Raw genomic sequence first — 24,815 nt, forward strand, 5'->3', positions numbered from 1 at the left:
AACGCGTCCTCGACGTGACCGCCCGTGACGTCGAGGTCCGCGACGAGCAGCTGGGCGTCGATGTCGTCCGGAGCATCGGCGGCCGCCTGGCGCGCCGCCTGCAGGTCGGCACCAGCGACGCGGGCGTAGAGCTTCGTGGCCGAGAGACGCTCGGCGACCTCGGCGTCCCCGGGGGCCTGCGCCAGCATCGCCTCGTACTCGGCGATCGCCGCGTCGAAGTCGCCGCGGGCGTACGCCTCGTCCGCCACGGCGAAGCGGGGGTCGTCGGCGGGCTCCTCCTCGACCGCGGCCGTGGCCGCAGCCGCCGAGGGCTGCGCCCGACCGTTGAGTCCGTTCTGCTGGGCGAGACGGACCAGCTCGTCGAAGAAGCGCTTGACCTCGGACTCGTCGACCGTGCCCTGGAACAACGGAACCGGGCGGCCCTGCACGAGGCCCACCACGAACGGGACGGCCTGCACCTGCAGCGCCTGGCCGATGCCGGGGTTGGCGTCGACGTCCACCTTCGCCAGCTGGAGCGCGCCGCCATACGCCGACGTGGCCTGCGCCAGCACCTCGTTGAACTGCACGCTCTGCTCCGAGCGGGGCGACCAGACGCTCAGCACCACGAGGTGCTGCATCGAGGACTCGACGACCTGCTGGAAGCCGGCCTCGTCGACGTCGATCACGTAGACCGCGCCGTCGGCGGCGGAAGCCGCGCCCGCGGGCGTGCGGGGCTTGGCGAGGGAGGACAGGTCGAACGCACCGGACTGCGGGAAGCTCATGGGGACAGTGTAGGAAGCCCGGTCACAGACCCTCGATCGGCTCGGTCGGCTCGACGCCGTCGGCGGCGTCCTGCGCCCGTCGCCGCCGCGCCTCGGCGGCCAGCCGCTCGCGACGCCGGGTCTCGCGGTTCACCGCGTTGTTGATCTCGCGGTCGACGGCGAGGATGTCCGGCACGAACTTGATCTCGCGCAGGCCCTGCTCCTGGGCGGCCGACTCGAACACGAAGTGGCCGTAGCCGAGCAGCCGGCCCAGGACGGTGCGCGTCATCGTCATGTCGAGGATGCGGTTGATCGGCATCGTGGCGGCGCGGACGGTCAGGACCCCACTGAGGCGCACGACGCGCCAGTTCGTCACGACGAAGACGTCACGCCACTCCACGAAGGCGTGGGCCACGGCGACGGCCACGCCCACGCACGACGCGTACCAGAGCAGCTGCGCCGGCTCGGACGGCCAGCGCACGAGCATCACGAGCGTCGCCAGCACCCAGAAGCCGGCGGCGACCGGGAGCGGCCAGTACACCGCGACGTGCTTGGGCACCACCTGCAGGACTCGCTCGCCGTTGCGCGGGTTGAGCCGTCGTTGGAGGCCGGGGTGGTGCTCAGGGTCCGGGAACGGCTCGCGGAGCCGGCGCGCCAGCGCGGGAACCACGGCCGGAGGTGCCTCCTCGATCGCGGGGCGCTCGAACATGGCGAGCGCCTCAGACCAGCTCGGCGACGAACACCCCGACCTGCTCGAATGCGCTGAGGGCGGCGTCGAAGGCCCCCCGGACCGCCGAAGCGGCGTCCTCAGGCGTTGCGAACAGGTAGTAGAGCGCGAAGCCCACCACGAAGATGACGAGAGCCTTTTTCAACACGGCCCAGTTCTATCGGACCGGAACAGCCGATTCTCGCAGGCACCACGGCGTTTTCCGGGGGTCTAGGACCCTCTGGTCACTCCAGTCCCGCGAGCAACGAATCAGCTGCCGAGAAGGGGTCGATGTCCCCCGCGAGGGCACGCAGCGCGAGCGTGTCGAGCTCCTCGCCACCGTCGATCACGAAGCGTCGGCGCACCTCGTTGAGGGCGATGGTCTGGATCTCACGACGCAACCGCGCCGTGCGACGACGGCCCAGCCCACCGGAGGCGCGCAGGTGTGCCGCGTGCTCGTCGAGGTGGTCGACCAGCTCGGGGACACCCGTGCCCTCGGTCGCGACCGTGAGCTCGATGGGTCGCTTCCACCCGTCCTGGCGATCCGTCATCGAGATCATGTTCCGCAGCTCGCGACGCGTCGTGCTCGCACCGTCACGGTCGGCCTTGTTGACACAGAAGACGTCGCCGATCTCGAGGATCCCGGCCTTCGCCGCCTGGATGCCGTCGCCCATGCCGGGCGCCAGCAGCACGACGGTCGAGTCGGCCAGGCCCGCGACCTCGACCTCGGACTGCCCCACCCCGACGGTCTCGAGCACGATGACGTCGCAACCGGCCGCGTCGAGCACCCGGATCGCGTGCGGAGTGGCCCACGAGAGCCCGCCGAGGTGGCCCCGGCTGGCCATCGACCGGATGTACACCTCGGGGTCGGTCGCGTGGTCCTGCATCCGGATCCGGTCGCCCAGCAACGCTCCTCCACTGAAGGGCGAGGTGGGATCGACCGCCAGCACACCGACGCGACGCCCTCGTGCGCGCAGCTCGGTGACGATCGCCGAGGTCGTCGTCGACTTGCCCACGCCGGGCGAGCCCGTGAGGCCGACGACATGGGCGCCGCCGACGAGCGGGGCGAGCGCCGCGCTGACTTCGCGCAGGTGGTCGGACTCGGTCTCGACCAGGGTGATCAGACGTGCCACCGACCTGGCCTCGCCGGCTTGCGCCCGCGTGACCAGGTCGGTGACGTCGATGGTGCGTGCGTTCAATGCCGCAGATCAGGCCTGGGGCACGCGGATGATCAGGGCGTCGCCCTGGCCGCCGCCGCCGCACAGGGCGGCCGCGCCGGTGCCGCCGCCACGACGCTGCAGCTCGAGGGCGAGGTGCAGGACGATGCGGGCGCCGCTCATGCCGATCGGGTGACCGAGCGCGATCGCGCCGCCGTTGACGTTGACCTTGTCGGCGCTGACGCCGAGCTTGTCGGCCGAGACGATGCCGACCGCGGCGAAGGCCTCGTTGAGCTCGAACAGGTCGATGTCGGCGGGCGCGATGCCCTCCTTCGCGGCGGCCTTGGCGATCGCGTTGGCCGGCTGCTCCTGCAGGGTCGAGTCCGGGCCGGACACGTTGCCGTGGGCGCCGATCTCGGCGATCCAGGTCAGGCCGAGCTCCTCGGCCTTCTCCTTGCGCATGACGACCAGGGCGGCGGCGCCATCGGAGATCTGGCTGGCGGTGCCGGCCGTGATCGTGCCCTCCTTGGAGAACGCCGGGCGCAGGCGCCCCAGCGACTCGGCGGTCGTGTCGCCGCGGACACCCTCGTCGGCGCTGACGACGACCGGGTCGCCCTTGCGCTGCGGGATCTCGACCGGCACGATCTCTTCGTCGAAGACGCCGTTCTTCTGCGCCGCGGCGGCGAGCTGGTGCGACCGCGCGCCGAACTCGTCCTGCTGCTCACGCGTGAGGCTGTCGGTGCCGGCGTTGCGCGTCTCGGTGAGCGAGCCCATCGCCTGGTCGGTCAGCGCGTCCCACAGTCCGTCGTACTCCATGTGGTCGAGCATCGTGACCTTGCCGTACTTGTGGCCCTCGCGCGAGCCCGTCAGCAGGTGCGGCGCCTGGGTCATCGACTCCTGGCCACCGGCGACGACGACGTCGTACTCGCCGGCACGGATCAGCTGGTCGGCCAGCGCGATCGCGTTGATGCCCGACAGGCACACCTTGTTGATGGTGATCGCGGGGACGTCGAGCGGGATGCCGCCCTTGAACGCGGCCTGGCGCGCGGGCACCTGGCCGGCTCCGGCTCCGAGGACCTGCCCCATGATCACGTAGTCGACCTGGTCGCCGCTGATGCCGGCCTTCTCCAGGGCGCCCTTGATCGCGATGCCGCCGAGATCGGAACCGGACAGGGTCTTGAGGCCGCCCTGCAGGCGACCGATCGGGGTCCGGGCCCCGGCGACGATGACGGAAGTGGTCATGGAACGTGCTCCTTCAGTGCGTACGTTGGGGTCACTGTACCCGCGGGCGACGACGCCTCCTGCGGGCGTGGCTCACATCACAGGGGTCAGGTCGGGCTCGGGCCCGAACCGGAAGCGGCGGCCCGAGATCTCGGCCACCTTGATCGCCACCAGGTTGTACTTCAGCGTCGGGAGCCACGAGTGCAGGTCCTGCAGGTCGAGGGCCTCGAGCTCCTCCCGCGACTCGATCCTGGTGGCCACGCCCTTGACCACGACGCTGGTGGCGCCGTCGGCGTGGACCTGGTCGACCTCGAACGCGACCTTGCTGTCCATCACCACGCCGAGCAGCTTCGTGCCCTCGGCGGTGCGGAACAGCACGTGCGTGCCCGAGACCGCGTAGTTGACGGGGAAGATCTCGGGCTGGCCGAGGATCGTGAGGGCCAGGCGGCCGTAGGTGTGCTCGGCGAGGAAGGCCCAGGCCTCGTTCTCGCTCATCGGGGTGATCGAGTCGGTGTCCATGACTCCAGTGTCCCGCGTCCCGCGGTCCATGTGCAGGGGTCGTTTTCCTCGTACTAGGCTGCGCCGCATGACCAGCGAAACGCTCGTTCCGGGCCACCTGCTCACCGCGATCGACCATGTCGGCATCGCCGTCCCCGACCTCGACGACGCGATCGAGTTCTACTCGCGCGTGTTCGGCCTCGAGTCCATCCACGAGGAGGTCAACGAGGAGCAGGGCGTGCGCGAGGCGATGCTCGCCGTCGGCGACTCGGGATCGTGCATCCAGCTGCTCGCGCCCCTGAGTGAGTCGTCGACGATCGCCAAGTTCCTCGACCGCAACGGACCGGGCATCCAGCAGTTGGCGTACCGTGTCACCGACATCGACGCGGTCTCGACCACCCTGCGCGACCGCGGCGTGCGCCTCCTGTACGACACCCCGAAGCGGGGCACGTCCGACAGCCGCGTCAACTTCGTTCACCCGAAGGACGCCGGGGGCGTCCTCGTCGAGCTGGTCGAACCGGCCGCCGCGCACTGATCCCTCGGCTCGCGGCCGTAGTTTCCGGCCAGTAACATCTCCGCAAGCTCTCTGCACCACCGACGCGAAGGACCATCAGTGCAGCACATCCTCGACGCCATCATGTCCGGCGACCGCTCCGCCGAGACGTACCAGAACCTCGAACTGCCCGAGACCTACCGGGCGGTCACCGTCCACAAGGACGAGGAGACGATGTTCGAGGGGATCGCCACCCGGGACAAGGATCCCCGCAAGTCCCTGCACATCGACGACGTGCCGCTGCCTGAGCTGGCTCCGGGTGAGGCCCTCGTCGCCGTCATGGCCAGCGCGATCAACTACAACACCGTGTGGACCTCGATCTTCGAGCCCGTCTCGACGTTCCGGTTCCTCGAGCGCTACGGCAAGCTCTCGGAGTACACGAAGCGCCACGACCTGCCGTACCACGTCGTCGGCTCCGACCTGGCCGGCGTCGTGCTGCGCACGGGCCCGGGCGTCAACGCCTGGCAGGCCGGCCAGGAGGTCGTCGCCCACTGCCTGTCCGTCGAGCTCGAGAGCCCCGACGGCCACGACGACACGATGATGGACCCGCAGCAGCGCATCTGGGGCTTCGAGACGAACTTCGGCGGCCTCGCCGAGCTCGCGATCGTCAAGTCGAACCAGCTCATGCCCAAGCCGGCCCACCTCACGTGGGAGGAGGCCGCGTCCCCGGGCCTGGTCAACTCCACCGCGTACCGCCAGCTGGTCAGCAAGAACGGCGCGAACATGAAGCAGGGCGACGTCGTCCTGATCTGGGGCGCCTCCGGCGGCCTGGGCTCCTACGCGACGCAGATGGCCCTCAACGGCGGAGCGATCCCCGTGTGCGTCGTCTCCAGCCCCGACAAGGCCGAGATCGTGCGCTCGCTCGGCGCCGAGCACATCATCGACCGCTCGGCCGAGGGCTACAAGTTCTGGAAGGACGAGCACAACCAGGACCCGAAGGAGTGGCAGCGGTTCGGCAAGAAGATCCGCGAGCTCACCGGCGGCGAGGACCCGGACATCGTGTTCGAGCACCCGGGCCGCGAGACCTTCGGCGCCAGCGTCTACGTCACGCGCAAGGGCGGCACGATCATCACCTGCGCGTCCACCTCGGGCTACATGCACCAGTACGACAACCGGTACCTGTGGATGAACCTGAAGAACATCAAGAGCTCGCACTTCGCGAACTACCGCGAGGCCTACGAGGCGAACCGCCTCATCGACAAGGGCCTCATCCACCCGACCGTGTCGAAGGTGTACAAGCTCGAGGACACCGGCCAGGCGGCGCTCGACGTCCACCACAACAAGCACCAGGGCAAGGTCGGCGTGCTGACGCTGGCGCCCGAGGAAGGCCTCGGCGTCTCCGACGAGGAGAAGCGCGCCCAGCACCTCGAGGCGATCAACCGCTTCCGCGGCATCTGATCGGCGCCATGACGACGACGCGGGTCCGCGGGCTGGATGCAGCCCGCGGACTCGCGCTCGTCGGCATGGTGGTCGCCCACCTGGACACCCGGATCGATTTCGATCCGGGTGTTCTCGCGTCCTGGCGCCATGTCGGCGACGGGCGCGCCGCCGTCCTGTTCGTCGTGGTGGCCGGCTTCTCGCTCGCCCTGGCGACGGGTGGCACGACCCCGCACACGGGCCGCCGGCTCGCCGACGACCGGCTGGCGGTGTTCGTCCGCGCTGCCGTGCTGGCCGGCGTCGGTGCCCTGCTGACGGCACTGGGCACCCCCGTCGCGGTGATCCTGGGCTCCTACGCCGTCTTCTTCATCGTCGCCCTGCCGTTCCTGCGCAGCGGTCCGCTCGTCCCGCTCGCCGTCGGCACGCTCCTGGCGGTGTCCGGACCGCTCCTGGTCGCGGCCGCCGACCGACACCTGCCCGAGCTGCGCCTCGATGCCGTCGGCACCCTCTTCGTGGGCTTCCCGTACCCGGCCCTGCAGTGGTCGGGCTTCCTGCTGGTGGGCCTGGGTCTGGGCCGGATCCGCCTGCGCACGTTCGACCTGGGGACGCTCACCGTGACCGGGCTGGCCGCGGGCGTGATCCTGCACCTGCTCGCCGTCGACGTGCGCGAGCAGCTCCTGCTCGACGTCCCCCGCTCCGACGGCCTGGTCGCCACGGCGCTGATGGCCGAGCACCGCTCCCGCAACATGATCGAGGGCGCCTCCGCCCTCGCGATCGCGGTGGGCGTCCTGGCGCTGCTGGTGCTCATCACCCCGCACGCGCGGAACCTGCTGTACCCGCTCGAGGCCGCCGGCCGGATGGCGTTGACGCTCTACGTCGCGCACATCGTCGGCTACTGGGCGGCCATCCAGGCCGACCCGGCGCTCGAGCAGGGTTCCGGCCCCCTCGCCGCCTGGACCCTCGTCATCGCCCTGGCCGGAGCCAGCGCGTGGTTCACCCGCTTCGGCCGCGGACCGCTCGAGTGGGCCCTGCACCGCGTCGTCGTGGCCACCACCGGGTCGGGAGCTCGCTGAGCCGGGTCAGCGCGGGGTGTCCTTGAAGGTCGCGGTGGTCCGGTCGGCGTAGGCCGACGAGTCCGCTCGCTCCATCGGCCCGTCCCACTCCCCCGGCAGCGGCAGCTCGACCGACGGGTTGAGTCGCGCCACGATCTCGTCGAGGACCCGCTCGGTGTCGCCGACCCACAGGTGCTTCGCGCCGTCGACCCCGATGACCTCGGCCTGCGGGACGACGGCGAACCGCTCGCGCGCCTCGGCGGGGCGCAGGTAGTCGTCGAACTCGGGCACGAGTGCCGTCAGCGGACGCCCGTCGGCGGCCCACGCCTCGAGGTGCCGGGGCTCGCTGAAGCGCAACGGCGGCGACAGCAGGATCGCGCCGGCCACGTCGGGCTCCAGGCCGTACATGAGCGTCAGGTCCGTGCCGAAGGACCAGCCGACGATCCACACGTTCGGCAGCTCGGCGAACTCCGCGTACTCGATCGCGGCGGCGACGTCGAAGCGCTCCCCCACCGCCCGGTCGAACTCGCCCTCACTGCGGCCGCGGACGCTCTCGGTGCCACGCGTGTTGAAGCGCAGCACCGCGATGTCCGCGAGCGCGGGAAGGCGGTACGAGGCCTTGCGCAGCACGTGGCTGTCCATCATGCCCCCGTGGGTCGGAAGCGGATGCAGGCAGATCATGGTCGCGACGGGCGGGTTCTGCGCCGGCAGTGCCAGCTCGCCGACGAGCGTGAGGCCGTCGGCCGTCGTCAGCTCGATGTCCTCGCGACGTGCCGGCAGGACCGATGACCCGGTGATCTTCTTCACGACCCCATCTTGCCCGAGCCCGCGGGAGTCAGCCGTGGCGCTCCCAGCACCGCTGGTGCCAGTGCCGTCGCTCGTTGACGCCGTCGGTCTCCAGCAGGCTCGGCACGTCGGGCCACACCACGAAGTGCGGCGTGGCCGGTGGGATCAGCTGATCGCAGCCGGGACAGCGGTACGGCTTGCTGGAGGTCGTGCCCGTGATGAAGCGCTGCCAGAAGTCGCCGGCACGGCGGTGCACGAGCTGTTCACGGGGAGCAGGAGGCTCGCGGCGGGCCGCGCGGGCGGCAGCGGCCTTACGACGCGACATGGCCCCGATCGTACCGATCGGGGCCATGCGCAGAGGTCGTGCAGGTGCGGCTCAGTAGGTGTGGAAGCCCGCGCCCGTCTTGCGGCCGAGCCTGCCCTCGGCCACGACCTGCTTCAGCGACGCGGCAGGCTGCCAGCCCTCGTGGCCGAACTCGCCCACGAGGGTCTCCTGGATGGCCAGCGAGACGTCGTTGCCCACGACGTCGAGGAGCTCGAACGGCCCCATGGGCAGCTTCGTCCCCTTCATGGCGGTGTCGATCTGCTCCATCGACGCGGCGCCCGACTCCTGCAGCGTGATCGCGTCGTTGAGGTACGGGAACAGCAGCGCGTTGACGATGAAGCCGGCGCGGTCACCGCAGGAGACGGGATGCTTGCCGGTGGCCAGGCACAGGGCTCGCACGGTCTCGTCGACGTCGGCGGCCGTGGCGTCGGTCGTGACGACCTCGACCAGCTTCATGACCGGGGCCGGGTTGAAGAAGTGCATGCCGATGACGTCGGCGGGACGGCTGGTGGCCTCGGCGCACGCCGCGATCGACAGCGACGAGGTCGTCGTCGCCAGGATCGCGCCGGGCTTGCAGATGCGATCGAGGTCGCGGAACAGCTCGAGCTTGATGTCGAGGTCCTCGGCGATCGCCTCGACCACCAGGTCGACGTCGGCCAACGCCTCGCGCTCGGTGGCTCCGGTCAGGCGACCCAGGATCGTGTCCTTGGCGTCCGCGTCGAGCTTGCCCTTCGCGACGGAGCGATCGAGGTTCTTGGTGACGTAGCCGACCACCCCGTCCAGCTTCTCCTGCGAGCGGCCCACGTAGACGACGTCGTAGCCGGCCTGCGCGAAGACCTGGGCGATGCCCGAGGCCATCGTCCCGGTGCCGACGACGCCGACCTTGCTCACGGGACGCCTGACCTCGGGCACGGGGGTGCCGTCGGCAGCGTCACCGGTGAAGGACGCGCCGGAGTCGGCGATCTCGACCAGCTTCGGGTCGGGACGGTGCAGCGGGTCGCCCGTCGTGGCGAACTGCTCGTTCAGGCCGTCGACGACGGTCTTGGCTCCCAGGGCGTCGATCAGGGCCAGCGGGCCGATCGGGTAACCGCAGCCGAAGCGCATGCCCGCGTCGATGTCGGCGGCCGTGGCGTAGCCGACCCCGTACATGTTGGCGGCGTGGTTCAGGTACGGGAAGAGCAGCGTCCGGGCGATCCGGCCACCCTCGTCTTCGGCGGTCACGTGGTCGACGATGTCTGCCATCAAGATCTCCTTCGAGGCTTGGCCCGCCGGTCACTGGCCGCCGAGCGTTGCGTGACAGACTAGCGTGACAGTTCCGGTGTCTTGATGGGAGTCTCCATGTCCTCACGTCTGCTCGTGGCAGCCGTCGCCACCCTCGCCCTGGGTGGCCTCGCAGGATGCGCCAAGGACGAGCCGGCCACCCCCGCGGAGCCGTCCGCGACGACGCCCAGCGCGACCGTCGAGTCCGACGATCCGCGCTCCGCGCTGGTGGGCTCCTGGCGTGCTGACGATGCGAACTGGACGGTGCACTTCGCCGCCGACGGCACGTTCACCGAGGACTTCGAGGGCAACGTGGACTTCCGCCGCGGAACGTATCGCGTCCAGGACGGCATCGTCTTCCTCGAGGGCGACGACGGGCAGACCACCGAGGGCGAGCTCGCCGGCGAGACGATCAACTTCAAGCTCGGGATGCTCGAGCGCCTGTGAGGATCGTCGTCGCCCGCTGCCAGGTCGACTACGCGGGTCGACTGACGGCGCACCTGCCGCTCGCTCCGCGCGTGATCATGGTCAAGTCCGACGGGTCCGTGCTCGTGCACGCCGACGGAGGCTCGTACAAGCCGCTCAACTGGATGAGTCCCCCGTGCACGCTGCGCGAGGGTGTGGCCGAGGACGGCGTCGTCGAGTGGACGGTCACCGCGAAGAAGACCGACGACACGCTGCGCATCCGGCTCGAGGAGATCATCCACGACTCGCAGCACGAGCTGGGCGTCGATCCCGGGCTGCAGAAGGACGGTGTCGAGAAGCACCTGCAGGAGCTGCTGGCCGAGCACACGGCGACGATCGAGGCGGGCATGGCGCTCGTCCGGCGCGAGTACATGACCGCCATCGGTCCGGTCGACCTGCTGTGCCGCGACGCCTCGGGCACCTCGGTGGCGGTCGAGATCAAGCGCCGCGGCGAGATCGACGGCGTCGAGCAGCTGACGCGCTACCTCGAGCTGATGAACCGCGACCCGCAGCTGCGCCCCGTGCGCGGCATCTTCGCCGCCCAGGAGATCAAGCCCCAGGCACGGACGCTGGCCAAGGACCGCGGCATCGAGTGCGTCGTCGTGGACTACGACGAGCTGCGCGGCCTCGACGACCCGAGCCTGCGCCTGTTCTGAGGTCCCCCTCCGCTGCCGCGTGCGGTCAGCGGGTGCAGACACGCAGGTCGGCCCACACGGCACGGTGGTCGGTGTCGTCGATGTCCTCGGTGCCTGCGTCCTCCACGTTGAGTCCACGCACCAGCACGTGGTCGATGTCGGCGAACGGCGGGTAGGCGCGCTCGCGCGGCCACGTGGCCCGCGGCCACAGCCCCGCGGTGTCGTACATGCCGCGCTTGGCGTTGCGGAACGGCGCGTGGGCCGCCGATGCGTTGAAGTCGCCGGCCATCACGAGCGGACGGCCACGCTGCGCCCGCTGCCACTCCCCCAGCTCGACGAGACCGGCACGCCACTGCTCGATCGAGCGAGCGACCGGAGGCTGCGGGTGGACCGCGCGCAGGAGCACGGCACGCCCGGCGACGTCGATCGACATCGCCGGCTGTTGGAAGGTCCCCGTCTGACGAGCAGGGACCTCCACGCGGGTGGCCGGGTGGCGCGACAGGACCACGGTGCCCGCCGGACTCGCGCCCTCGGAGGTCTGTCCGCTGCGATGGACGAACCGGCTGCCCGGCTCCGTCGCCAGGAGCGCCGCGATGAGGGCCTCGTCGACCTCGGCGATCACCAAGGTGTCGATGTCGCGGCGCTCCACGGCCTCGGCCAGCTGGGCGACGTCGGCGCGACCGTACTCGGCGTTGAGGCTCATCACCGCCAGACGGGCCTCCCCCGCGTCACAGGCCGGCCGGTTGGCGACGTTGAGGATCGTGACGAGGGCGACCGCGATCACCACGGCGTTCGCGCCGACCGCGAGCCGGGCCCGCGCGAGCACGCTCAGGAGCAGTCCGATGACGGCCGCGACGATCCAGGCGCGCCCCAGTGACTGCACCACGGGCAGCCACGTCGGCGAGATCCGGTCGATCCACGGCGTCGCGGCCAGCACCAGCAGCGCCACGGCCGCGAGCGTGAGCAGGACGCGCAGGTACCTCACCGCTCAGGCGCCCGCGATCGGCGGCGCCGTCGGGTCGGAGGCCTCACCCTTGTCCTCGCGGGCGATCCAGTCCTCGATGCGCTCGTAGTCGTCCTTCGACCGGGTCACGACGGCCAGCAGGTCGCTCATCTTGGCGACCTCCTCAACCTGCTCCTTGATGAACCACTGCATGAACTGGTCCGAGGCGAAGTCGTTGTCCTCGCGGGCGATCCGGGTGAGCTCGTTGATCTGGCGCGTGACGCGCTTCTCCTGGTCGAGCGCGACCTGGACCGGCTCGACGACGTCGGCGAAGTCCATCCGCGGCGCGGCCAGCGCGGGGATGACGACGGGCTGGTCCTGGTCGAGCAGGTACTGGACCATCATCATCGCGTGGTCGCGCTCCTCCATGGCCTGCGCGTAGAACAGCGCCGCCATCCGGGGCATCGTCAGCGCGTCGTAGTACGTCGCGATGCCGACGTACTGCTGGTGGGCGGCGAACTCGTGGCCGACCTGGTCCTGCAGGGTCCTGACGAACTGCTCCGAAGCCATGTTTCCTCCTTGGGCTAGGTCACCCTAACCTCACGCTGATACCGTTGCGGTCGTGCCGAAGCCGCCGAAGAAGAAGTGCTGCGTGAGCAAGCCGCGCTGCAAGCGCTGCCCGATCCGCATGATGGCGAACGGCACGCTCCCGGACGGCTACACCGTCAAGAAGCGCAAGCTGGTGAAGGTCAAGAAGAAGAACAAGGACAAGAAGTCCTCGAAGTCCTCCAAGACCGCCACGAACGACAAGCCGCTCGCCGCCTGATCCCCTCGAAGCCTCGAACGACTCCGAGCCTAGGCCCGGAGCGCCCCCGGAGCGCGAACGTGGGGCGAGGCCGCCGGCGTGTCAGACCGGCAGGTCGTTCGCCTTGCGGATCTCGTCGACGACACGCGACATGATGTCGGTCATCCCGAAGTCCTTGGGCGTGAACACCGCGGCGATGCCCGAGGCCTCCAGCTTGCGCCCATCGGAGTCGGGGATGATCCCGCCCACGATGACCGGCACGTTCGTCAGGCCGGCATCGGCCAGGCCCTTCTGCACACCGGGCACCAGCTCCATGTGCGAGCCGGAGAGGATCGACAGGCCGACCACGTGGACGTCCTCGGCGACGGCCGCGGCGACGATCTGCTCGGGCGTCAGGCGGATGCCCTGGTAGATCACCTCGAAGCCGGCGTCGCGGGCGCGCACGGCAACCTGCTCGGCACCGTTGGAGTGCCCGTCCAGGCCGGGCTTGCCGACCAGGAAGCGCAGGCGTCCGCCGAGCTCGTCGCCGGTCTGGCGCACCTTCTCGCGGACGGCTGTCAGGTCGGATCCGGCCTCGGCCACGCCACTGACTCCTGCCACGCCCGTGGGCGCCCGGTACTCGCCGAAGACCTCGCGCAGGGCTGCGGACCACTCGCCCACCGTCGCACCGGCGCGCACCGCGTCGAGGGTCGCCGCCATGAGGTTCTCGTCGGACTTCGCGGTCTGCTGCACGGCCTCGAGTGCCGCGTCCACCGCCGCCTGGTCACGCTGGCTGCGCCACTGCTGGACGTCGGCGATCGCGTTGGCCTCGGCCTGCGGGTCGGCGACCATGATCGCCGCGTCGAGGTCGGCCGTCAGCGGCGACGGCTCGGTCTCGGTGTAACTGTTGAGGCCCACGACCTTGATCTCACCGGACTCGATGCGGGCCCGACGCTCGGCATGCGACGTGACGAGCTCCTGCTTCATGTAGCCCGATGCCACCGCGGCGACCGCGCCACCCATGGCCTGGACCCGGTCGATCTCGGCCTTGGCGCCCTCGACCAGCTCGGCGACCTTCGCCTCGATCACGTGCGAGCCGTCGAAGATGTCGCCGTACTCGAGCAGGTCGGACTCGTAGGCCAGCACCTGCTGCAGGCGCAGCGACCACTGCTGGTCCCAGGGGCGGGGCAGGCCGAGCGCCTCGTTCCACGCGGGAAGCTGCACGGCGCGGGCCCGGGCGCTCTTGCTGAGGGTGACACCCAGCATCTCCAGCACGATGCGCTGGACGTTGTTCTCGGGCTGGGCCTCGGTGAGGCCGAGCGAGTTGACCTGCACGCCGTACCGGAAGCGGCGCATCTTGGGGTCGGTCACGCCGTAGCGGTCGCGGGTGATCTCGTCCCAGAGCTGGCCGAAGGCGCGCATCTTGCACGTCTCCTCGATGAACCGGACGCCCGCGTTCACGAAGAACGAGATGCGGCCGACGACCTGCTCGAACTGGTCGTCAGGGACCTGCCCCGAGTCCTTCACGGCGTCCAGCACGGCGATCGCGGTGCTCATCGCGAAGGCGAGCTCCTGCACGGGCGTCGCGCCGGCCTCCTGCAGGTGGTAGCTGCAGATGTTGAGCGGGTTCCACTTCGGGATGTTCGCGACCGTGTACGCGATCATGTCGGTGGTCAGCCGCAGCGAGGCCTCGGGCGGGAAGACGTAGGTCCCCCGCGAGAGGTACTCCTTGATGATGTCGTTCTGGGTGGTGCCGGCGAGGGCCGCGGGATCGACGCCCTGCTCCTCGGCGGCGACCTGGTACATCGCCAGCAGCCACATCGCCGTGGCGTTGATGGTCATCGAGGTGTTCATCTCCGAGAGCGGGATGTCCTCGAAGAGGCGCCGCATCGCACCCAGGTGCGGGATCGGCACGCCGACCTTGCCGACCTCACCGCGCGAAAGCTGGTGGTCGGGGTCGTATCCGGTCTGCGTGGGCAGGTCGAACGCGACGGAAAGACCGGTCTGGCCCTTCGCGAGATTGCGACGGTAGAGCGCGTTGGACTCGGCTGCGGAGCTGTGGCCGGCGTAGGTGCGCATCACCCACGGGCGATCGGGCTGCACTGACATGCGCCAAGGGTACCGCCCGTGCCGGGGGTGCCGACGGCACCCACCCGGGCGTGAAACGCGCGGTTACTCAGGCATCGCCGCGCTCGCCACCGGGCACCCACAGGACGTCCCCGTGCTGGCGGTTGGCGTAGCGGCCCAGGATGAACAGCAGGTCGCTCAGGCGGTTGAGGTACTTCGCGACGAGGACGTTGATCGAGTCGCCGTGCTCCTCGATGGCGGCCCAGGCGGCGCGCTCAGCTCGACGCACGACCGTGCGGGCGACGTGCAGCTGGGCGGCGGCGGGAGTCCCGCCGGGCAGGATGAACGAGTCGAGCTTGGGCACGGACTCGTTGAAACGATCACACCACTGCTCGAGGCGCTCGACGTAGTCGGGCTCGACGCGCAGTGGTGTGAACTCGGGATCGGCGACGACGGGGTTACCGACGTCCGATCCCAGGTCGAACAGGTCGTTCTGGACGTGCATCAACACGGACCGGACATCGTCGTCCAACTCGCCGGTCGCCAGTGCGACGCCGATCTGGCTGTTGGCCTCATCGACGTCGGCATAGACGACCAGGCGCAGGTCGTTCTTGGACGTCCGCGAGAAGTCGACCAGGTTGGTCGTCCCATCGTCGCCGGTACGCGTGTAGATCCTCGTCAGGTGAACCATGGGCTCACCCTAGTTGTTGAGGTCGACGGACCTCGCATCACATCCAGTCGATGCGGTTGATCTTGAAGGTCAAACCCTCGGTGTCGTCGGCCTGGGCGGGCGAGGCGGCCATTCCGGCAGCCACGGCGAGAGCGAGCAGGGTCGCAGCAATGATCTTCTTCATGGGACAAGTGTGAGTCCCGGGACGAACTTCGGCAAGCGGTTCGGTGATGTCCACCGCGAAAACTTGCTGGTCAGAGCACGTTGTTGACACCCCGACCGGGCGGCGACGACTCGAGCCACGACAGCAGTCCCGTCAGGGAGTTCGCACTCAGGGCGAACTGGCGCACGCCGGCCGCGTTCTCGGTCTGCACGATCAGGTGACCGTCGTGCAACGCGTAGGCCTCGGCACCCTCGGGCTCGCGGCGGCCCTCGATGACGACCGCGCCCCGCTCGAACCGATGCCGCGGGCGTGGCGCGAAGGAGAAGGTCCGGTACCACTCGAACGCGTCGTCACCGTAGACGGCGACGCCGAGCATCCAGCCCTTGGCTGAATGCTCGGCACCGTGGTTGACGCTGAGCTCGAACGTGACGCCCTTGCGAGCGATCCATCGCCGGCGCGCGACGAGGCCGCCCACGAGCAGGATGCCGAGAACGACGATGATCGCGAGGGAGTCGACCAGCCACAGCCACAGCGGCACGGACCACTACCTCGCGATCACCATCAGGACGCCTGGCCCAGCAGACGCAGCTTGGCCTGGGCGCGACGCACGGCCATCTCGTCCTCGGACGTGCGGGCGGCCTCGAGCTCGGCGTCCGCCTCCGACTGGCTGAACTCGTCGGTCAGGAAGATCTCCTCGGAGAGGATCGAGACACGGTCGGCCGCGACGGACATGAAGCCCTCCGCGACGGCACCGCGGATGATCTCGCCCTCGACCGGGTGGATCTCGACGACGCCCGGGACCAGCAGCGACAGCAACGGCGCATGGCCGCTGAGGACGCCCAGGTCACCCTCGGCCGTGCGGGCGATGACCTCGGTGGCCTCGCCCGACCACACCACGCGGTCGGCGGCGACGAGTTCGATCTGCAGTGTCATGGCAGCCGACCTCAGGAGTTCTTCTGGATCTCGGCCCACTTCTTGTCGACGTCGTCCAGACCGCCGCACATGAAGAAGGCCTGCTCGGCCACGTGGTCGTACTCACCGTTGCAGATCTTGGTGAAGGCATCGATCGTCTCGTCGAGCGGGACGGTCGAGCCCTCGATGCCGGTGAACTGCTTCGCCACGTAGGTGTTCTGCGAGAGGAAGCGCTGGATGCGACGCGCGCGGGCGACGATCGTCTTGTCCTCTTCGCTCAGCTCGTCGACACCGAGGATCGCGATGATGTCCTGGAGCTCCTGGTTGCGCTGCAGGATGCCCTTGACCCGGTTCGCCGTCGCGTAGTGGTCGGCGGCGATGTAGCGGGGGTCGAGGATGCGCGACGTCGACGTCAGCGGATCGACGGCCGGGTAGATGCCCAGCGAGGCGATCTCACGGCTCAGCTCGGTCGTGGCGTCCAGGTGGGCGAACGTCGTGGCCGGTGCCGGGTCGGTGTAGTCGTCGGCGGGCACGTAGATGGCCTGCATCGAGGTGATCGAGTGACCACGCGTCGAGGTGATGCGCTCCTGCAGGACGCCCATCTCGTCGGCCAGCGTCGGCTGGTAGCCCACGGCCGAGGGGACGCGACCCAGCAGGGTCGAGACCTCGGAGCCGGCCTGGGTGAACCGGAAGATGTTGTCGATGAACAGCAGCACGTCCTGGTTCTGGACGTCGCGGAAGTACTCGGCCATCGTCAGGGCCGACAGGGCGACGCGCAGGCGCGCTCCCGGCGGCTCGTCCATCTGGCCGAAGACGAGCGCGACCTTGTCGAGGACGCCGGACTCCTCCATCTCGACGATGAGGTCGTTGCCCTCACGGGTGCGCTCGCCGACACCGGCGAACACCGACACGCCGTCGTGATCCTTGGCGACGCGGGCGATCATCTCCTGGATGAGCACGGTCTTGCCGACGCCGGCACCGCCGAAGAGGCCGATCTTGCCACCGAGCACGTACGGCGTCAGCAGGTCGATGACCTTGATGCCGGTCTGGAACATCTCGGTCTTGGGCTCGAGCTGGTCGAAGGCCGGGGCCTTGCGGTGGATGCCCCAGCGCTCCTGGACGTCCCAAGTCTCGCCCTCGGCCAGGTTCATGACCTGGCCGGTGGTGTTGAAGACCTTGCCCAGGGTCTGGTCGCCGACGGGGACCGAGATCGGCTCGCCGGTGTCCGTGACGGGGGTGCCGCGGACGACGCCGTCGGTCGGACGCAGGCTGATCGCGCGGACCATGCCGTCACCGATGTGCTGCGCGACCTCGAGGGTCAGCGTCTCCTTGGTGCCGGCGACCTCGGTGTCGACGAGCAGGGCGTTGTAGATCTCCGGCATCTGGTCGGCCGGGAACTCGATGTCGAGCACCGGGCCGATGACCCGGGCGACGCGGCCGGTCACAGCGGCCTTGTCGGTGGTGGTCTCTTCGACGGTTGCAGTCATGGTGTCTCTCTCAATCGGAGTGGGCGGCCTCGGCCAGCGCGTTAGCGCCACCCACGATCTCGCTGATTTCTTGGGTGATGCCGGCCTGGCGGGCCTGGTTCGCCAGTCGGGTGTACTTCTCGATGAGGTCCTGCGCGTTGTCGGTCGCGGACTTCATGGCCTTCTGGCGCGCGGCCAGCTCGGACGCGGACGCCTGCAGCAGGCAGGAGTAGATCCGGCTGTGCAGGTACCGCGGCAGCACCGACTCGAGGACCTCCTCGGCACTGGGCTCGAACTCGTAGAGCGGCAGCGCCTCGGACTCCTCGGGAGCCTCCTCGCCCTCGACGATCTCGAGCGGGAACAGGCGGATGGCCGCCGGCTCCTGCACCAGCATCGACCGGAAGCGCGTGAAGACGATGTACAGCTCGTCGATGCCGCCGTCGGTCGGGACGTCGTCACCCTCGGCCGGCTCGTACTGCGCGGCGCGGGAGATCAGCTCGTCGCCGATCTCGCGGGCGTTGTCGTACGTGGGCTTGTCGGAGAACCCGGTCCAGGACTTCACGAACGGGCGCGAACGGAAGTTGAAGTACGTCTCGGCCTTGCGACCGGTCAGGAAGTACGAGACCTCCTTGCCGTCCGCGCGCAGGCGCTCGGACAGCTGCTCGGTCTCCTTCAGGACGCTGGACGCGTACGCACCGGCCAGGCCGCGGTCGCTGGCGACCACGAGGATCGCCGCACGCTTCGCGTCGGGGTTCTCGGTCGTCAGCACGTGCTCGATGTTCGAGTACGTGGCCAGGGCCGACACCGCACGCGTGAGCTCACGCGCGTACGGTGCGGCCGCGGCCGCCGCCTGCTGGGCCTTGATGATGCGCGACGCGGCGATCAACTCCATCGCACGCGTGATCTTCTTGGTCGACTGGGTCGACCTGATCTTCGCGCGGTATTCACGGAGTGAGACAGCCATCGTCAGCCTCGCTTCTGCTTGACGATCTGCTCCTGCTCGACGTCATCGTCGGCGAGCGCGTCGAACTCTTCGTGGCCCGGCTTGATCGACTCGCCCTCGCTGGTCTCGAACTGGTCGAGGAACGAGTCGTACGCACCCTCGAGGGCCTGCTGGCTCTCGTCCTCGAACTTGCCGCTCTCGCGGATCGCGTCGAGCACACCGGAGTGCGAGCGCTTGACGTAGTCCAGGAACTCGGACTCGAAGCGGTGCACGTCCGAGACGGGCACGGTGTCCAGCTTGCCGCTCGTGGCCGCCCAGATGGAGACGACCTGCTGCTCCATCGGGAACGGGTTGTACTGGGACTGCTTGAACAGCTCCATGAGGCGCTGGCCACGGGCGAGCTGGGCCTTCGACGCGGCATCGAGGTCGGACGCGAACATCGCGAACGCCTCCATGGCGCGGTACTGGGCCAGCTCGACCTTGAGCGAGCCGGTGACGGCCTTCATCGCCTTGGTCATCGCCGAGCCGCCGACGCGCGACACCGAGATGCCGACGTCCACGGCGGGACGCTGGTTGGCGTTGAACAGATCGGACTGCAGGAAGATCTGGCCGTCGGTGATCGAGATGACGTTGGTCGGGATGTAGGCCGACACGTCGTTGGCCTTCGTCTCGATGATCGGCAGGCCGGTCATCGAGCCGGCACCGAGCTCGTCGCTGAGCTTGGCGCAACGCTCCAGCAGCCGGCTGTGCAGGTAGAAGACGTCGCCCGGGTAGGCCTCGCGGCCCGGCGGGCGGCGCAGCAGCAGCGACACGGCGCGGTACGCCTCGGCCTGCTTCGACAGGTCGTCGAAGATGATCAGAACGTGCTTGCCGGCATACATCCAGTGCTGGCCGATGGCCGATCCGGTGTACGGGGCGAGGTACTTGAAGCCGGCCGAGTCCGACGCGGGCGCAGCCACGATCGTCGTGTACTCGAGCGCGCCGGCCGCCTCGAGGGCGCCACGCACCGAAGCGATTGTGGAGCCCTTCTGGCCGATGCCGACGTAGATGCAGCGCACCTGCTTGGTCGGGTCGCCCGACTCCCAGAACGGCTTCTGGTTGATGATCGTGTCGATCGCGATGGCGGTCTTGCCGGTCTGGCGGTCACCGATGATCAGCTGGCGCTGGCCGCGGCCGACGGGCGTGAGCGAGTCGATCGCCTTCAAGCCGGTCATGAGCGGCTCGTGGACGCTCTTGCGCTGCATCACGGTGGGCGCCTGGAGCTCGAGCGCACGACGGCCCTCGAGGCCGGCGATCTCGCCGAGGCCGTCGATCGGGTTGCCGAGCGGGTCGACGACTCGGCCAAGGTAGCCCTCACCCACGGGGACCGAGAGGACCTCGCCGGTGCGCTTGACCTTCTGGCCCTCTTCGATGCCTTCGAAGTCACCGAGGATGACGACACCGATCTGGCGGACGTCGAGGTTCAGCGCCAGGCCGAGGGTGCCGTCCTCGAACTCGAGCAGTTCGTTGGCCATCGCCGAGGGAAGACCCTCGACCTGCGCGATGCCGTCGGCCGCCGACGCGACGACGCCGACTTCTTCGGCCTCGCCCTGCGTCGGGGTGTAGTCCGACACGAACTTCTGCAACGCGTCGCGGATCTCCTCCGGACGAATCGAGAGTTCAGTCATGCTGTGTGCCTGCCTTCTTGTGCGAACGGTGCGTTCTGGTCAGCCTGCGATGCGCCGGCGGGCGGCCTCGAGGCGGGTGGACATGGTGGCGTCGACGACCTCGTCGCCCACGGAGACGGCGATGCCGCCGATGACGGTCGGATCGACCACGGTGTTGAGCTGGATCGCTCGGCCGTACCGGCTCGAGAGCGCCGCAGCCAGGCGGTCGCGCTCGGCATCGTCGAGCTCGTAGGCGACCCGGACGACCGCGATGAGGCGATCCTCGCGCGCCGCGACCTGCTTGCTGAAGCGATCCAGGACCCGCTCGAACGACCCGGTCCGGGCGACGGAGGCCTGCGTGAGCAGTGCCAGCGTGGCGTCGGAGACCTTGCCGGTGAAGACGTCCTTGAGCAGCGACGCCTTGCGCTCGGGCGCCACCGACGGATCGGAGACGACCTGGCGCAGCTCGGGCGACCCGTGGACGACCTGGCCGGCCTCGAAGAGCTCGTTCTCGAGCTCCTCGCCCTGTCCCGCCGCGTCGGCGGACCGCGTGAAAGCGGCCACCCCGGCGAGCTCGAGGCTGTCCGTCAGGTCACGACCGGCGGCCCAACGGCCGCTGACCGCGGCGTCGAGGACCGACGTCGTGGCCGCGCCGACCTTGCCGCCGAAGATGCCGGCGACGAGCGAACGCTTGCCCTCGGTCTCGATCGACGGGTCGGTGAGGAGGCGACGCGCCGCGACGGCGCCGTCGAGGGCCTCGACGACACCGAAGAGCTCGGTGCCGACCTCGGCCGCCGACGGACCCGGAACCGCGGAGACCGCGGACAGGGTCGCGTCGAGTGACTTGGCAGACGATCCACGCATCAGTTGGCCGACCCCTCGAGTTCGTCGATGAAGCGCTGGACACTACGACGCTGGGCGTCGGTGTCGGCGAGCGACTCGCCGACGATCCGGCTGGCCAGGTCGGTGGCCATGCCGCCGACCTCGGACGTGAGCTGCGCCATGGCCTGCTGGCGCTCCGCGACGATCTGGGCCTGCGCCGCCGCGACGATGCGAGCGGACTCGGCCTGAGCCTGCTCACGCATCTCGACGACGATCTGAGCGCCCTGCTCGCGCGCCTCCTCGCGGATGGCGGCGGCCTCGTGGCGAGCCTCGGCCAACTGCGCCGTGTACTTCTCCAGCGCGGCCTGCGCCTCCTTCTGCGCGGACTGCGCCTCCTCGATGCCACCCTCGATCTCGGCGGTACGCGCGGCGTACGCCTTCTCGAAGCTGGGCACCACGTACTTCGTGATGAGCACCAGCAGGAGCGTGAAGAAGATCAGGCCCCAGATGATCTCGGGGAGGTGCGGGATCAGCGGGTTCGGCTCTTCGCCTTCCGCTGCCGCCGCCAGGACGAAGGCCTTCATCAGATGGCGAACGCGAGCGCGATGCCGATGATCGCGAGGGCCTCAGCCAGAGCGAAGCCGAGGATGGCGATCGTCTGGAGGCGACCCTGGACCTCGGGCTGACGCGCGACGCCGTTGATGTAGGCGGCGAAGATCAGACCGACGGCGATACCGGGGCCCACGGTGGCGAGACCGTAGCCAAGCATGTTGAGGGAGCCTTCCACGGCTTTTCCTTTCGTTGTGACGCGCATCGGCGTCGGTGTTGGTGAATCGGTCAAGCTATGAAGTTGTCAGCGCGCGGACTCAGTGCTCGTCCGCGATCGCCCCGCCCACGTAAATCGCGGTCAGCAGGGTGAAGACGTAGGCCTGCAGGAACATGATCAGCAGCTCGAGGATGCTGATCAGCAGGAACATCAAGCCCGAGCCGAGGCCGGACAGGATGTGCAGGCCGCCCTTGTCGAAGATGAGGTACTCGGACCCCATCGAGAACAAGATGAGCAGCAGGTGGCCCGCGAACATCGTGGCGAAGAGTCGCAGCGCGAGAGTGAGCGGGCGGACCAGGATGTTGGAGACGAACTCGAGAGGGACCAGCAGGCCCAGCACGGGGCCCTTGACGCCGGCCGGAACCGTCTGGTGCTTGAGGTAGCCGAAGAAGCCGTGCTTGCGGATGCCGGCGCCGTTGTACAGCAGCCAGGCGCACAGCGCGAGCGCGATCGGGAAGCCGATGCGGGCAGCGGACGGGTACTGCAGCACGGGGATGAGGCCGTAGTAGTTGTTCGCGATGATGAACGTGAAGAACGAGAACAGGATCGGCATGTACGGCCGGAAGTGGGCCGAGCCGATGCTGTCGCGGGCGAGCCCGCGGACGAAGCCGTAGACGTACTCGCCGGCGAACTGCAGGCGGCCCGGCACGACGGCGGCAGGACGCGAGGCGGCCATGAAGAAGCCGCCGATCAGCACGACGGAGAACGCCAGCAGGAGCATGGGCTTGGTGACACCCAGGCCCGCGACCTCGAAGACGGCAGGAAGCTCGAAGCTCGACGGTCCGGGGATGTAGGGACCATCACCCGAAGCGCGGAACTGGGACCCGGCGATGGCGAGCGCGGTGTTGGTCACAGACCACCCTTTACATTCTGGCGCGGCCGGCAGCGCAAGCGCTGTACCGCTTCGGTCGACGTCGATGGGTGCGCAGCGAGTGCGCGACCTGCGTGAGTGCGTGACCCGCGCAGCAACTACGAGATTATCAGGCGCCCGTGTGACCCCGATCATCGAGGTCGTAGATAGCGTGACGCGACCGCAGATCGGCCACGATCAGCCATGTGACGGCCAGCAGCGAGCCTCCGATGAGCGTCGCGGTGAACCACCGGTCGTCGAGGTGACGGCCCGGTCCCTGTGGGTCCAGCAGGACCATCACGACGACGCCGAGCGCCAGGACCTTGGTGCCGTAGAAGAGCAGCGCGGCGGACAGCGAGGCGCCCGGCAGGTATCGCGCGATGGGTCCGAGCACGACCTTGGTCGAGCCGAAGAACACCACGACGATGACTGACGCGATCAACGCGGCCCAGCCGGCCCCGGACCCACCGATCAGGGCCGCCCCGCCGGCCCAGGCGGCCGTGACGGCGCCGATCGCGAGGGGCGTGGCAGCACGGCTCATGCCGCCACCGCCTGGGGAAGAGCACGGTCTGGCGCTTTCATGCCCACAGTCGGGCCTCCAGTCGGGGCAGCAGGAAGATGGCGGCGGCCACGAGGGCCGTGAGCACCGCGATGGCGACGAAGAGCTGCCAGCCGCTGAACAGGCCGATCGCCACGACGCCGAAGGCGACCAGGGCCGCCCCCGCGTACATCAGCAGGACGGCGCGCCGGTGCGAGTGCCCGATCTCGAGCAGGCGGTGGTGGATGTGCATCTTGTCGGGGCTGAACGGCGACCGGCCGGCGCGGGTACGGCGCAGCACGGCCAGTCCCATGTCGAGGAAGGGCACGGTGAGGATCGCGAACGGCAGCACGAGCGGCAGGATCGCCGCCGGGAGCAGGCTGGAGTCTCCCCCGCCGATGCCCTCGGACAGGCTGGTCGCCGGGAACTGGCCCGTGAGACTGATCGACGAGCACGCCAGCACGAATCCCAGCAGCATCGAGCCCGAGTCGCCGATGAACATGCGTGCCGGGAAGAAGTTGTGCGGCAGGATGCCCAGGCATGCGCCGGCGAGGCTGATCGTCAGGATCGCCGTGGCGACCGCGCGGGTCTCGCCGTTCTCCACCGCGAGCGTGAACGCGTACACGAAGAAGGCGATCGAGCCGATCGCCGCCATGCCGGCGGCGAGGCCGTCGAGCCCGTCGACGAAGTTCATCGCGTTCGCCGTCGCGACGATGAGGAACACCGTGAGGATCATGGCCTGGGCCTGGTCCAGGCCCAGGTAGGTGTTCGGCAGCGGCAGGTAGACGAAGTGCAGGCCCATCGCCACCGTGATCACGCCCGCGAGGACCTGCCCCGCGAACTTGCTCAGCGCGTCGAGCTCGAACAGGTCGTCGATGACGCCCACCAGGCAGATCACCATGCCGCCGACCAGGACGGCGCGGACGTCGGCGTAGAGCAGGTCGTCGCCGCCGGACAGGAAGGGCAGGTGGGTCGCGGTCAGGTAGGCCGCGACGAGCCCCCCGAGCATCGCCGGACCCCCGAAGTACGGCGTGGGGATCGCGTGGACGTCGCGGTCGCGCACCCGGGCGACGGCGCCGAGCTGCTGGGCCGTCTGGCGAGCGATCGACGACAGCAGGTACGCCACGCCGATCGCGACGCCGAAGATGACGAGGTACTCACGCACCGGCTCCGCCCCCGGCCGGCTCGATCGTGTTGTTGAACCCGTGCAGGGTCGCCAGGTCGATCGCGCCCTGGCGCAGGACCCGCGGGACCGCTCCGGTGACGTCGAGGATGGTCGAGGACGTCGAGCCGGCCGACGGCCCGCCGTCGAGGTAGACCGCGACGGAGGCCCCGAGCATCTGCTCGGCCTCGTCGACGGTCGTCGCGGCGGGTCGGCCGCTGAGGTTGGCGCTGCTGACGGCGGTGGGG

At 69.4% G+C, this 24,815-nt stretch carries 31 protein-coding genes and 1 pseudogene; 6 read left to right on the forward strand and 26 right to left on the reverse strand.

Features of this window, described 5'->3' with window-relative positions; genetic code table 11:
- The 6 genes from RT323_RS09210 to RT323_RS09235 all read right to left on the reverse strand — a co-directional run.
- On the reverse strand, positions 1-761 hold a 761-nt coding region (locus tag RT323_RS09210; RefSeq protein WP_313407382.1), incomplete at its 3' end, for a thioredoxin domain-containing protein.
- A gap of 22 nt (positions 762-783) precedes the next feature.
- Positions 784-1,449: a PH domain-containing protein gene (locus RT323_RS09215; RefSeq protein ID WP_313407385.1), complete on the reverse strand. Its 666-nt coding sequence runs from the start codon at positions 1,447-1,449 to the stop codon at positions 784-786.
- Positions 1,450-1,459: 10 nt separating this feature from the next.
- Positions 1,460-1,615, reverse strand: coding sequence for a hypothetical protein (locus tag RT323_RS09220; protein ID WP_313407387.1), 156 nt, complete (start codon positions 1,613-1,615; stop codon positions 1,460-1,462).
- A gap of 76 nt (positions 1,616-1,691) precedes the next feature.
- Entirely contained in the window at positions 1,692-2,645 is a 954-nt protein-coding gene (gene meaB / locus RT323_RS09225) for a methylmalonyl Co-A mutase-associated GTPase MeaB (protein ID WP_313407390.1), read from the reverse strand.
- Between the two features lie 9 nt (positions 2,646-2,654).
- The gene (locus RT323_RS09230) at positions 2,655-3,845 is read right to left on the reverse strand and encodes an acetyl-CoA C-acetyltransferase (RefSeq protein ID WP_313407393.1); all 1,191 of its coding nucleotides are present in this window, start codon (positions 3,843-3,845) and stop codon (positions 2,655-2,657) included.
- Between the two features lie 72 nt (positions 3,846-3,917).
- The gene (locus RT323_RS09235) at positions 3,918-4,343 is read right to left on the reverse strand and encodes a pyridoxamine 5'-phosphate oxidase family protein (protein WP_313407394.1); all 426 of its coding nucleotides are present in this window, start codon (positions 4,341-4,343) and stop codon (positions 3,918-3,920) included.
- Between the two features lie 67 nt (positions 4,344-4,410).
- On the opposite strand from RT323_RS09235, the gene mce reads away from it, so the two are divergent.
- The 3 genes from mce (at position 4,411) to RT323_RS09250 (ending at position 7,325) form a co-directional block, all read left to right on the forward strand.
- Positions 4,411-4,857 carry a methylmalonyl-CoA epimerase gene (gene mce, locus RT323_RS09240; RefSeq protein WP_313407397.1) on the forward strand — a complete coding sequence of 149 codons (447 nt, stop codon included), beginning with the start codon at positions 4,411-4,413 and terminating at the stop codon, positions 4,855-4,857.
- 78 nt (positions 4,858-4,935) lie between these two features.
- Complete coding sequence (gene ccrA, locus RT323_RS09245) at positions 4,936-6,273, forward strand: crotonyl-CoA carboxylase/reductase (RefSeq protein ID WP_313407398.1); 1,338 nt, start codon at positions 4,936-4,938, stop codon at positions 6,271-6,273.
- A gap of 8 nt (positions 6,274-6,281) precedes the next feature.
- Positions 6,282-7,325 (forward strand): heparan-alpha-glucosaminide N-acetyltransferase domain-containing protein, encoded by a 1,044-nt coding sequence (locus RT323_RS09250; RefSeq protein WP_313407400.1) that lies wholly within the window; start codon positions 6,282-6,284, stop codon positions 7,323-7,325.
- Positions 7,326-7,331: 6 nt separating this feature from the next.
- On the opposite strand, the gene RT323_RS09255 is transcribed toward RT323_RS09250, so the two are convergent.
- The 3 genes from RT323_RS09255 to RT323_RS09265 are packed head-to-tail and all read right to left on the reverse strand — an operon-like array spanning position 7,332 to position 9,657.
- Positions 7,332-8,111 (reverse strand): alpha/beta hydrolase, encoded by a 780-nt coding sequence (locus tag RT323_RS09255; RefSeq protein ID WP_313407402.1) that lies wholly within the window; start codon positions 8,109-8,111, stop codon positions 7,332-7,334.
- Positions 8,112-8,139: 28 nt separating this feature from the next.
- Complete coding sequence (locus RT323_RS09260; RefSeq protein WP_313407404.1) at positions 8,140-8,415, reverse strand: hypothetical protein; 276 nt, start codon at positions 8,413-8,415, stop codon at positions 8,140-8,142.
- Between the two features lie 51 nt (positions 8,416-8,466).
- Positions 8,467-9,657: a 3-hydroxyacyl-CoA dehydrogenase NAD-binding domain-containing protein gene (locus tag RT323_RS09265; protein WP_313407407.1), complete on the reverse strand. Its 1,191-nt coding sequence runs from the start codon at positions 9,655-9,657 to the stop codon at positions 8,467-8,469.
- Positions 9,658-9,753: 96 nt separating this feature from the next.
- On the opposite strand from RT323_RS09265, the gene RT323_RS09270 reads away from it, so the two are divergent.
- Both RT323_RS09270 and nucS read left to right on the forward strand, forming a co-directional pair.
- Positions 9,754-10,122: a hypothetical protein gene (locus RT323_RS09270; protein WP_313407409.1), complete on the forward strand. Its 369-nt coding sequence runs from the start codon at positions 9,754-9,756 to the stop codon at positions 10,120-10,122.
- Positions 10,119-10,796, forward strand: a complete 678-nt coding sequence (nucS, locus tag RT323_RS09275; protein ID WP_313407411.1) for an endonuclease NucS — start codon at positions 10,119-10,121, stop codon at positions 10,794-10,796. The genes RT323_RS09270 and nucS overlap by 4 nt, the downstream gene beginning before the upstream one ends.
- Before the next feature lie 25 nt (positions 10,797-10,821).
- Here the strand turns inward: nucS and RT323_RS09280 are convergent, their stop codons facing one another.
- Together RT323_RS09280 and RT323_RS09285 are read right to left on the reverse strand one after the other, a co-directional pair.
- On the reverse strand, positions 10,822-11,760 hold the full coding sequence (locus tag RT323_RS09280) for an endonuclease/exonuclease/phosphatase family protein (RefSeq protein WP_313407413.1): 939 nt from the start codon (positions 11,758-11,760) through the stop codon (positions 10,822-10,824).
- 3 nt (positions 11,761-11,763) lie between these two features.
- Entirely contained in the window at positions 11,764-12,288 is a 525-nt protein-coding gene (locus tag RT323_RS09285) for a ferritin (RefSeq protein ID WP_313407416.1), read from the reverse strand.
- 52 nt (positions 12,289-12,340) lie between these two features.
- On the opposite strand from RT323_RS09285, the gene RT323_RS09290 reads away from it, so the two are divergent.
- Positions 12,341-12,544, forward strand: coding sequence for a hypothetical protein (locus RT323_RS09290; RefSeq protein WP_313407418.1), 204 nt, complete (start codon positions 12,341-12,343; stop codon positions 12,542-12,544).
- Between the two features lie 81 nt (positions 12,545-12,625).
- Here RT323_RS09290 and RT323_RS09295 read toward each other — a convergent pair.
- The 15 genes and pseudogenes from RT323_RS09295 to RT323_RS09365 form a co-directional block, all read right to left on the reverse strand.
- Positions 12,626-14,614 (reverse strand): annotated as a pseudogene (locus RT323_RS09295) (protein meaA); the annotation flags it as partial.
- 64 nt (positions 14,615-14,678) lie between these two features.
- On the reverse strand, positions 14,679-15,260 hold the full coding sequence (locus RT323_RS09300; protein ID WP_313407421.1) for a cob(I)yrinic acid a,c-diamide adenosyltransferase: 582 nt from the start codon (positions 15,258-15,260) through the stop codon (positions 14,679-14,681).
- A 37-nt stretch (positions 15,261-15,297) separates the two neighbouring features.
- On the reverse strand, positions 15,298-15,423 hold the full coding sequence (locus RT323_RS09305; RefSeq protein ID WP_313407423.1) for a hypothetical protein: 126 nt from the start codon (positions 15,421-15,423) through the stop codon (positions 15,298-15,300).
- Positions 15,424-15,493: 70 nt separating this feature from the next.
- Positions 15,494-15,940, reverse strand: coding sequence for a DUF2550 domain-containing protein (locus tag RT323_RS09310; protein ID WP_313407425.1), 447 nt, complete (start codon positions 15,938-15,940; stop codon positions 15,494-15,496).
- A gap of 23 nt (positions 15,941-15,963) precedes the next feature.
- Positions 15,964-16,335 (reverse strand): F0F1 ATP synthase subunit epsilon, encoded by a 372-nt coding sequence (locus RT323_RS09315; RefSeq protein ID WP_313407428.1) that lies wholly within the window; start codon positions 16,333-16,335, stop codon positions 15,964-15,966.
- 11 nt (positions 16,336-16,346) lie between these two features.
- Complete coding sequence (gene atpD, locus RT323_RS09320) at positions 16,347-17,816, reverse strand: F0F1 ATP synthase subunit beta (protein ID WP_313407454.1); 1,470 nt, start codon at positions 17,814-17,816, stop codon at positions 16,347-16,349.
- Complete coding sequence (locus RT323_RS09325) at positions 17,812-18,744, reverse strand: F0F1 ATP synthase subunit gamma (protein WP_313407431.1); 933 nt, start codon at positions 18,742-18,744, stop codon at positions 17,812-17,814. The genes atpD and RT323_RS09325 overlap by 5 nt, the downstream gene beginning before the upstream one ends.
- A gap of 2 nt (positions 18,745-18,746) precedes the next feature.
- Entirely contained in the window at positions 18,747-20,390 is a 1,644-nt protein-coding gene (gene atpA / locus RT323_RS09330; RefSeq protein ID WP_313407434.1) for a F0F1 ATP synthase subunit alpha, read from the reverse strand.
- A gap of 39 nt (positions 20,391-20,429) precedes the next feature.
- The gene (locus RT323_RS09335; RefSeq protein ID WP_313407437.1) at positions 20,430-21,233 is read right to left on the reverse strand and encodes a F0F1 ATP synthase subunit delta; all 804 of its coding nucleotides are present in this window, start codon (positions 21,231-21,233) and stop codon (positions 20,430-20,432) included.
- The gene (locus RT323_RS09340) at positions 21,233-21,775 is read right to left on the reverse strand and encodes a F0F1 ATP synthase subunit B (RefSeq protein WP_313407439.1); all 543 of its coding nucleotides are present in this window, start codon (positions 21,773-21,775) and stop codon (positions 21,233-21,235) included. Before RT323_RS09340 ends, RT323_RS09335 begins: the two co-directional genes overlap by 1 nt.
- Positions 21,775-22,005, reverse strand: coding sequence for a F0F1 ATP synthase subunit C (locus RT323_RS09345; RefSeq protein ID WP_396172208.1), 231 nt, complete (start codon positions 22,003-22,005; stop codon positions 21,775-21,777). Before RT323_RS09345 ends, RT323_RS09340 begins: the two co-directional genes overlap by 1 nt.
- Positions 22,006-22,057: 52 nt before the next feature.
- On the reverse strand, positions 22,058-22,870 hold the full coding sequence (atpB, locus tag RT323_RS09350; RefSeq protein ID WP_313407445.1) for a F0F1 ATP synthase subunit A: 813 nt from the start codon (positions 22,868-22,870) through the stop codon (positions 22,058-22,060).
- 127 nt (positions 22,871-22,997) lie between these two features.
- Positions 22,998-23,408, reverse strand: a complete 411-nt coding sequence (locus RT323_RS09355) for a hypothetical protein (protein ID WP_313407448.1) — start codon at positions 23,406-23,408, stop codon at positions 22,998-23,000.
- Between the two features lie 37 nt (positions 23,409-23,445).
- Positions 23,446-24,570 carry an MraY family glycosyltransferase gene (locus RT323_RS09360; RefSeq protein WP_313407450.1) on the reverse strand — a complete coding sequence of 375 codons (1,125 nt, stop codon included), beginning with the start codon at positions 24,568-24,570 and terminating at the stop codon, positions 23,446-23,448.
- Positions 24,563-24,815, reverse strand: a 253-nt coding sequence (locus RT323_RS09365) for a Sua5/YciO/YrdC/YwlC family protein (RefSeq protein WP_313407452.1), incomplete at its 5' end; no start/stop codon positions are given. The genes RT323_RS09365 and RT323_RS09360, both read right to left, overlap by 8 nt.

The sequence above is a fragment of the Aeromicrobium sp. genome (genome assembly GCF_032084975.1).
Lineage (GTDB): Bacteria > Actinomycetota > Actinomycetes > Propionibacteriales > Nocardioidaceae > Aeromicrobium.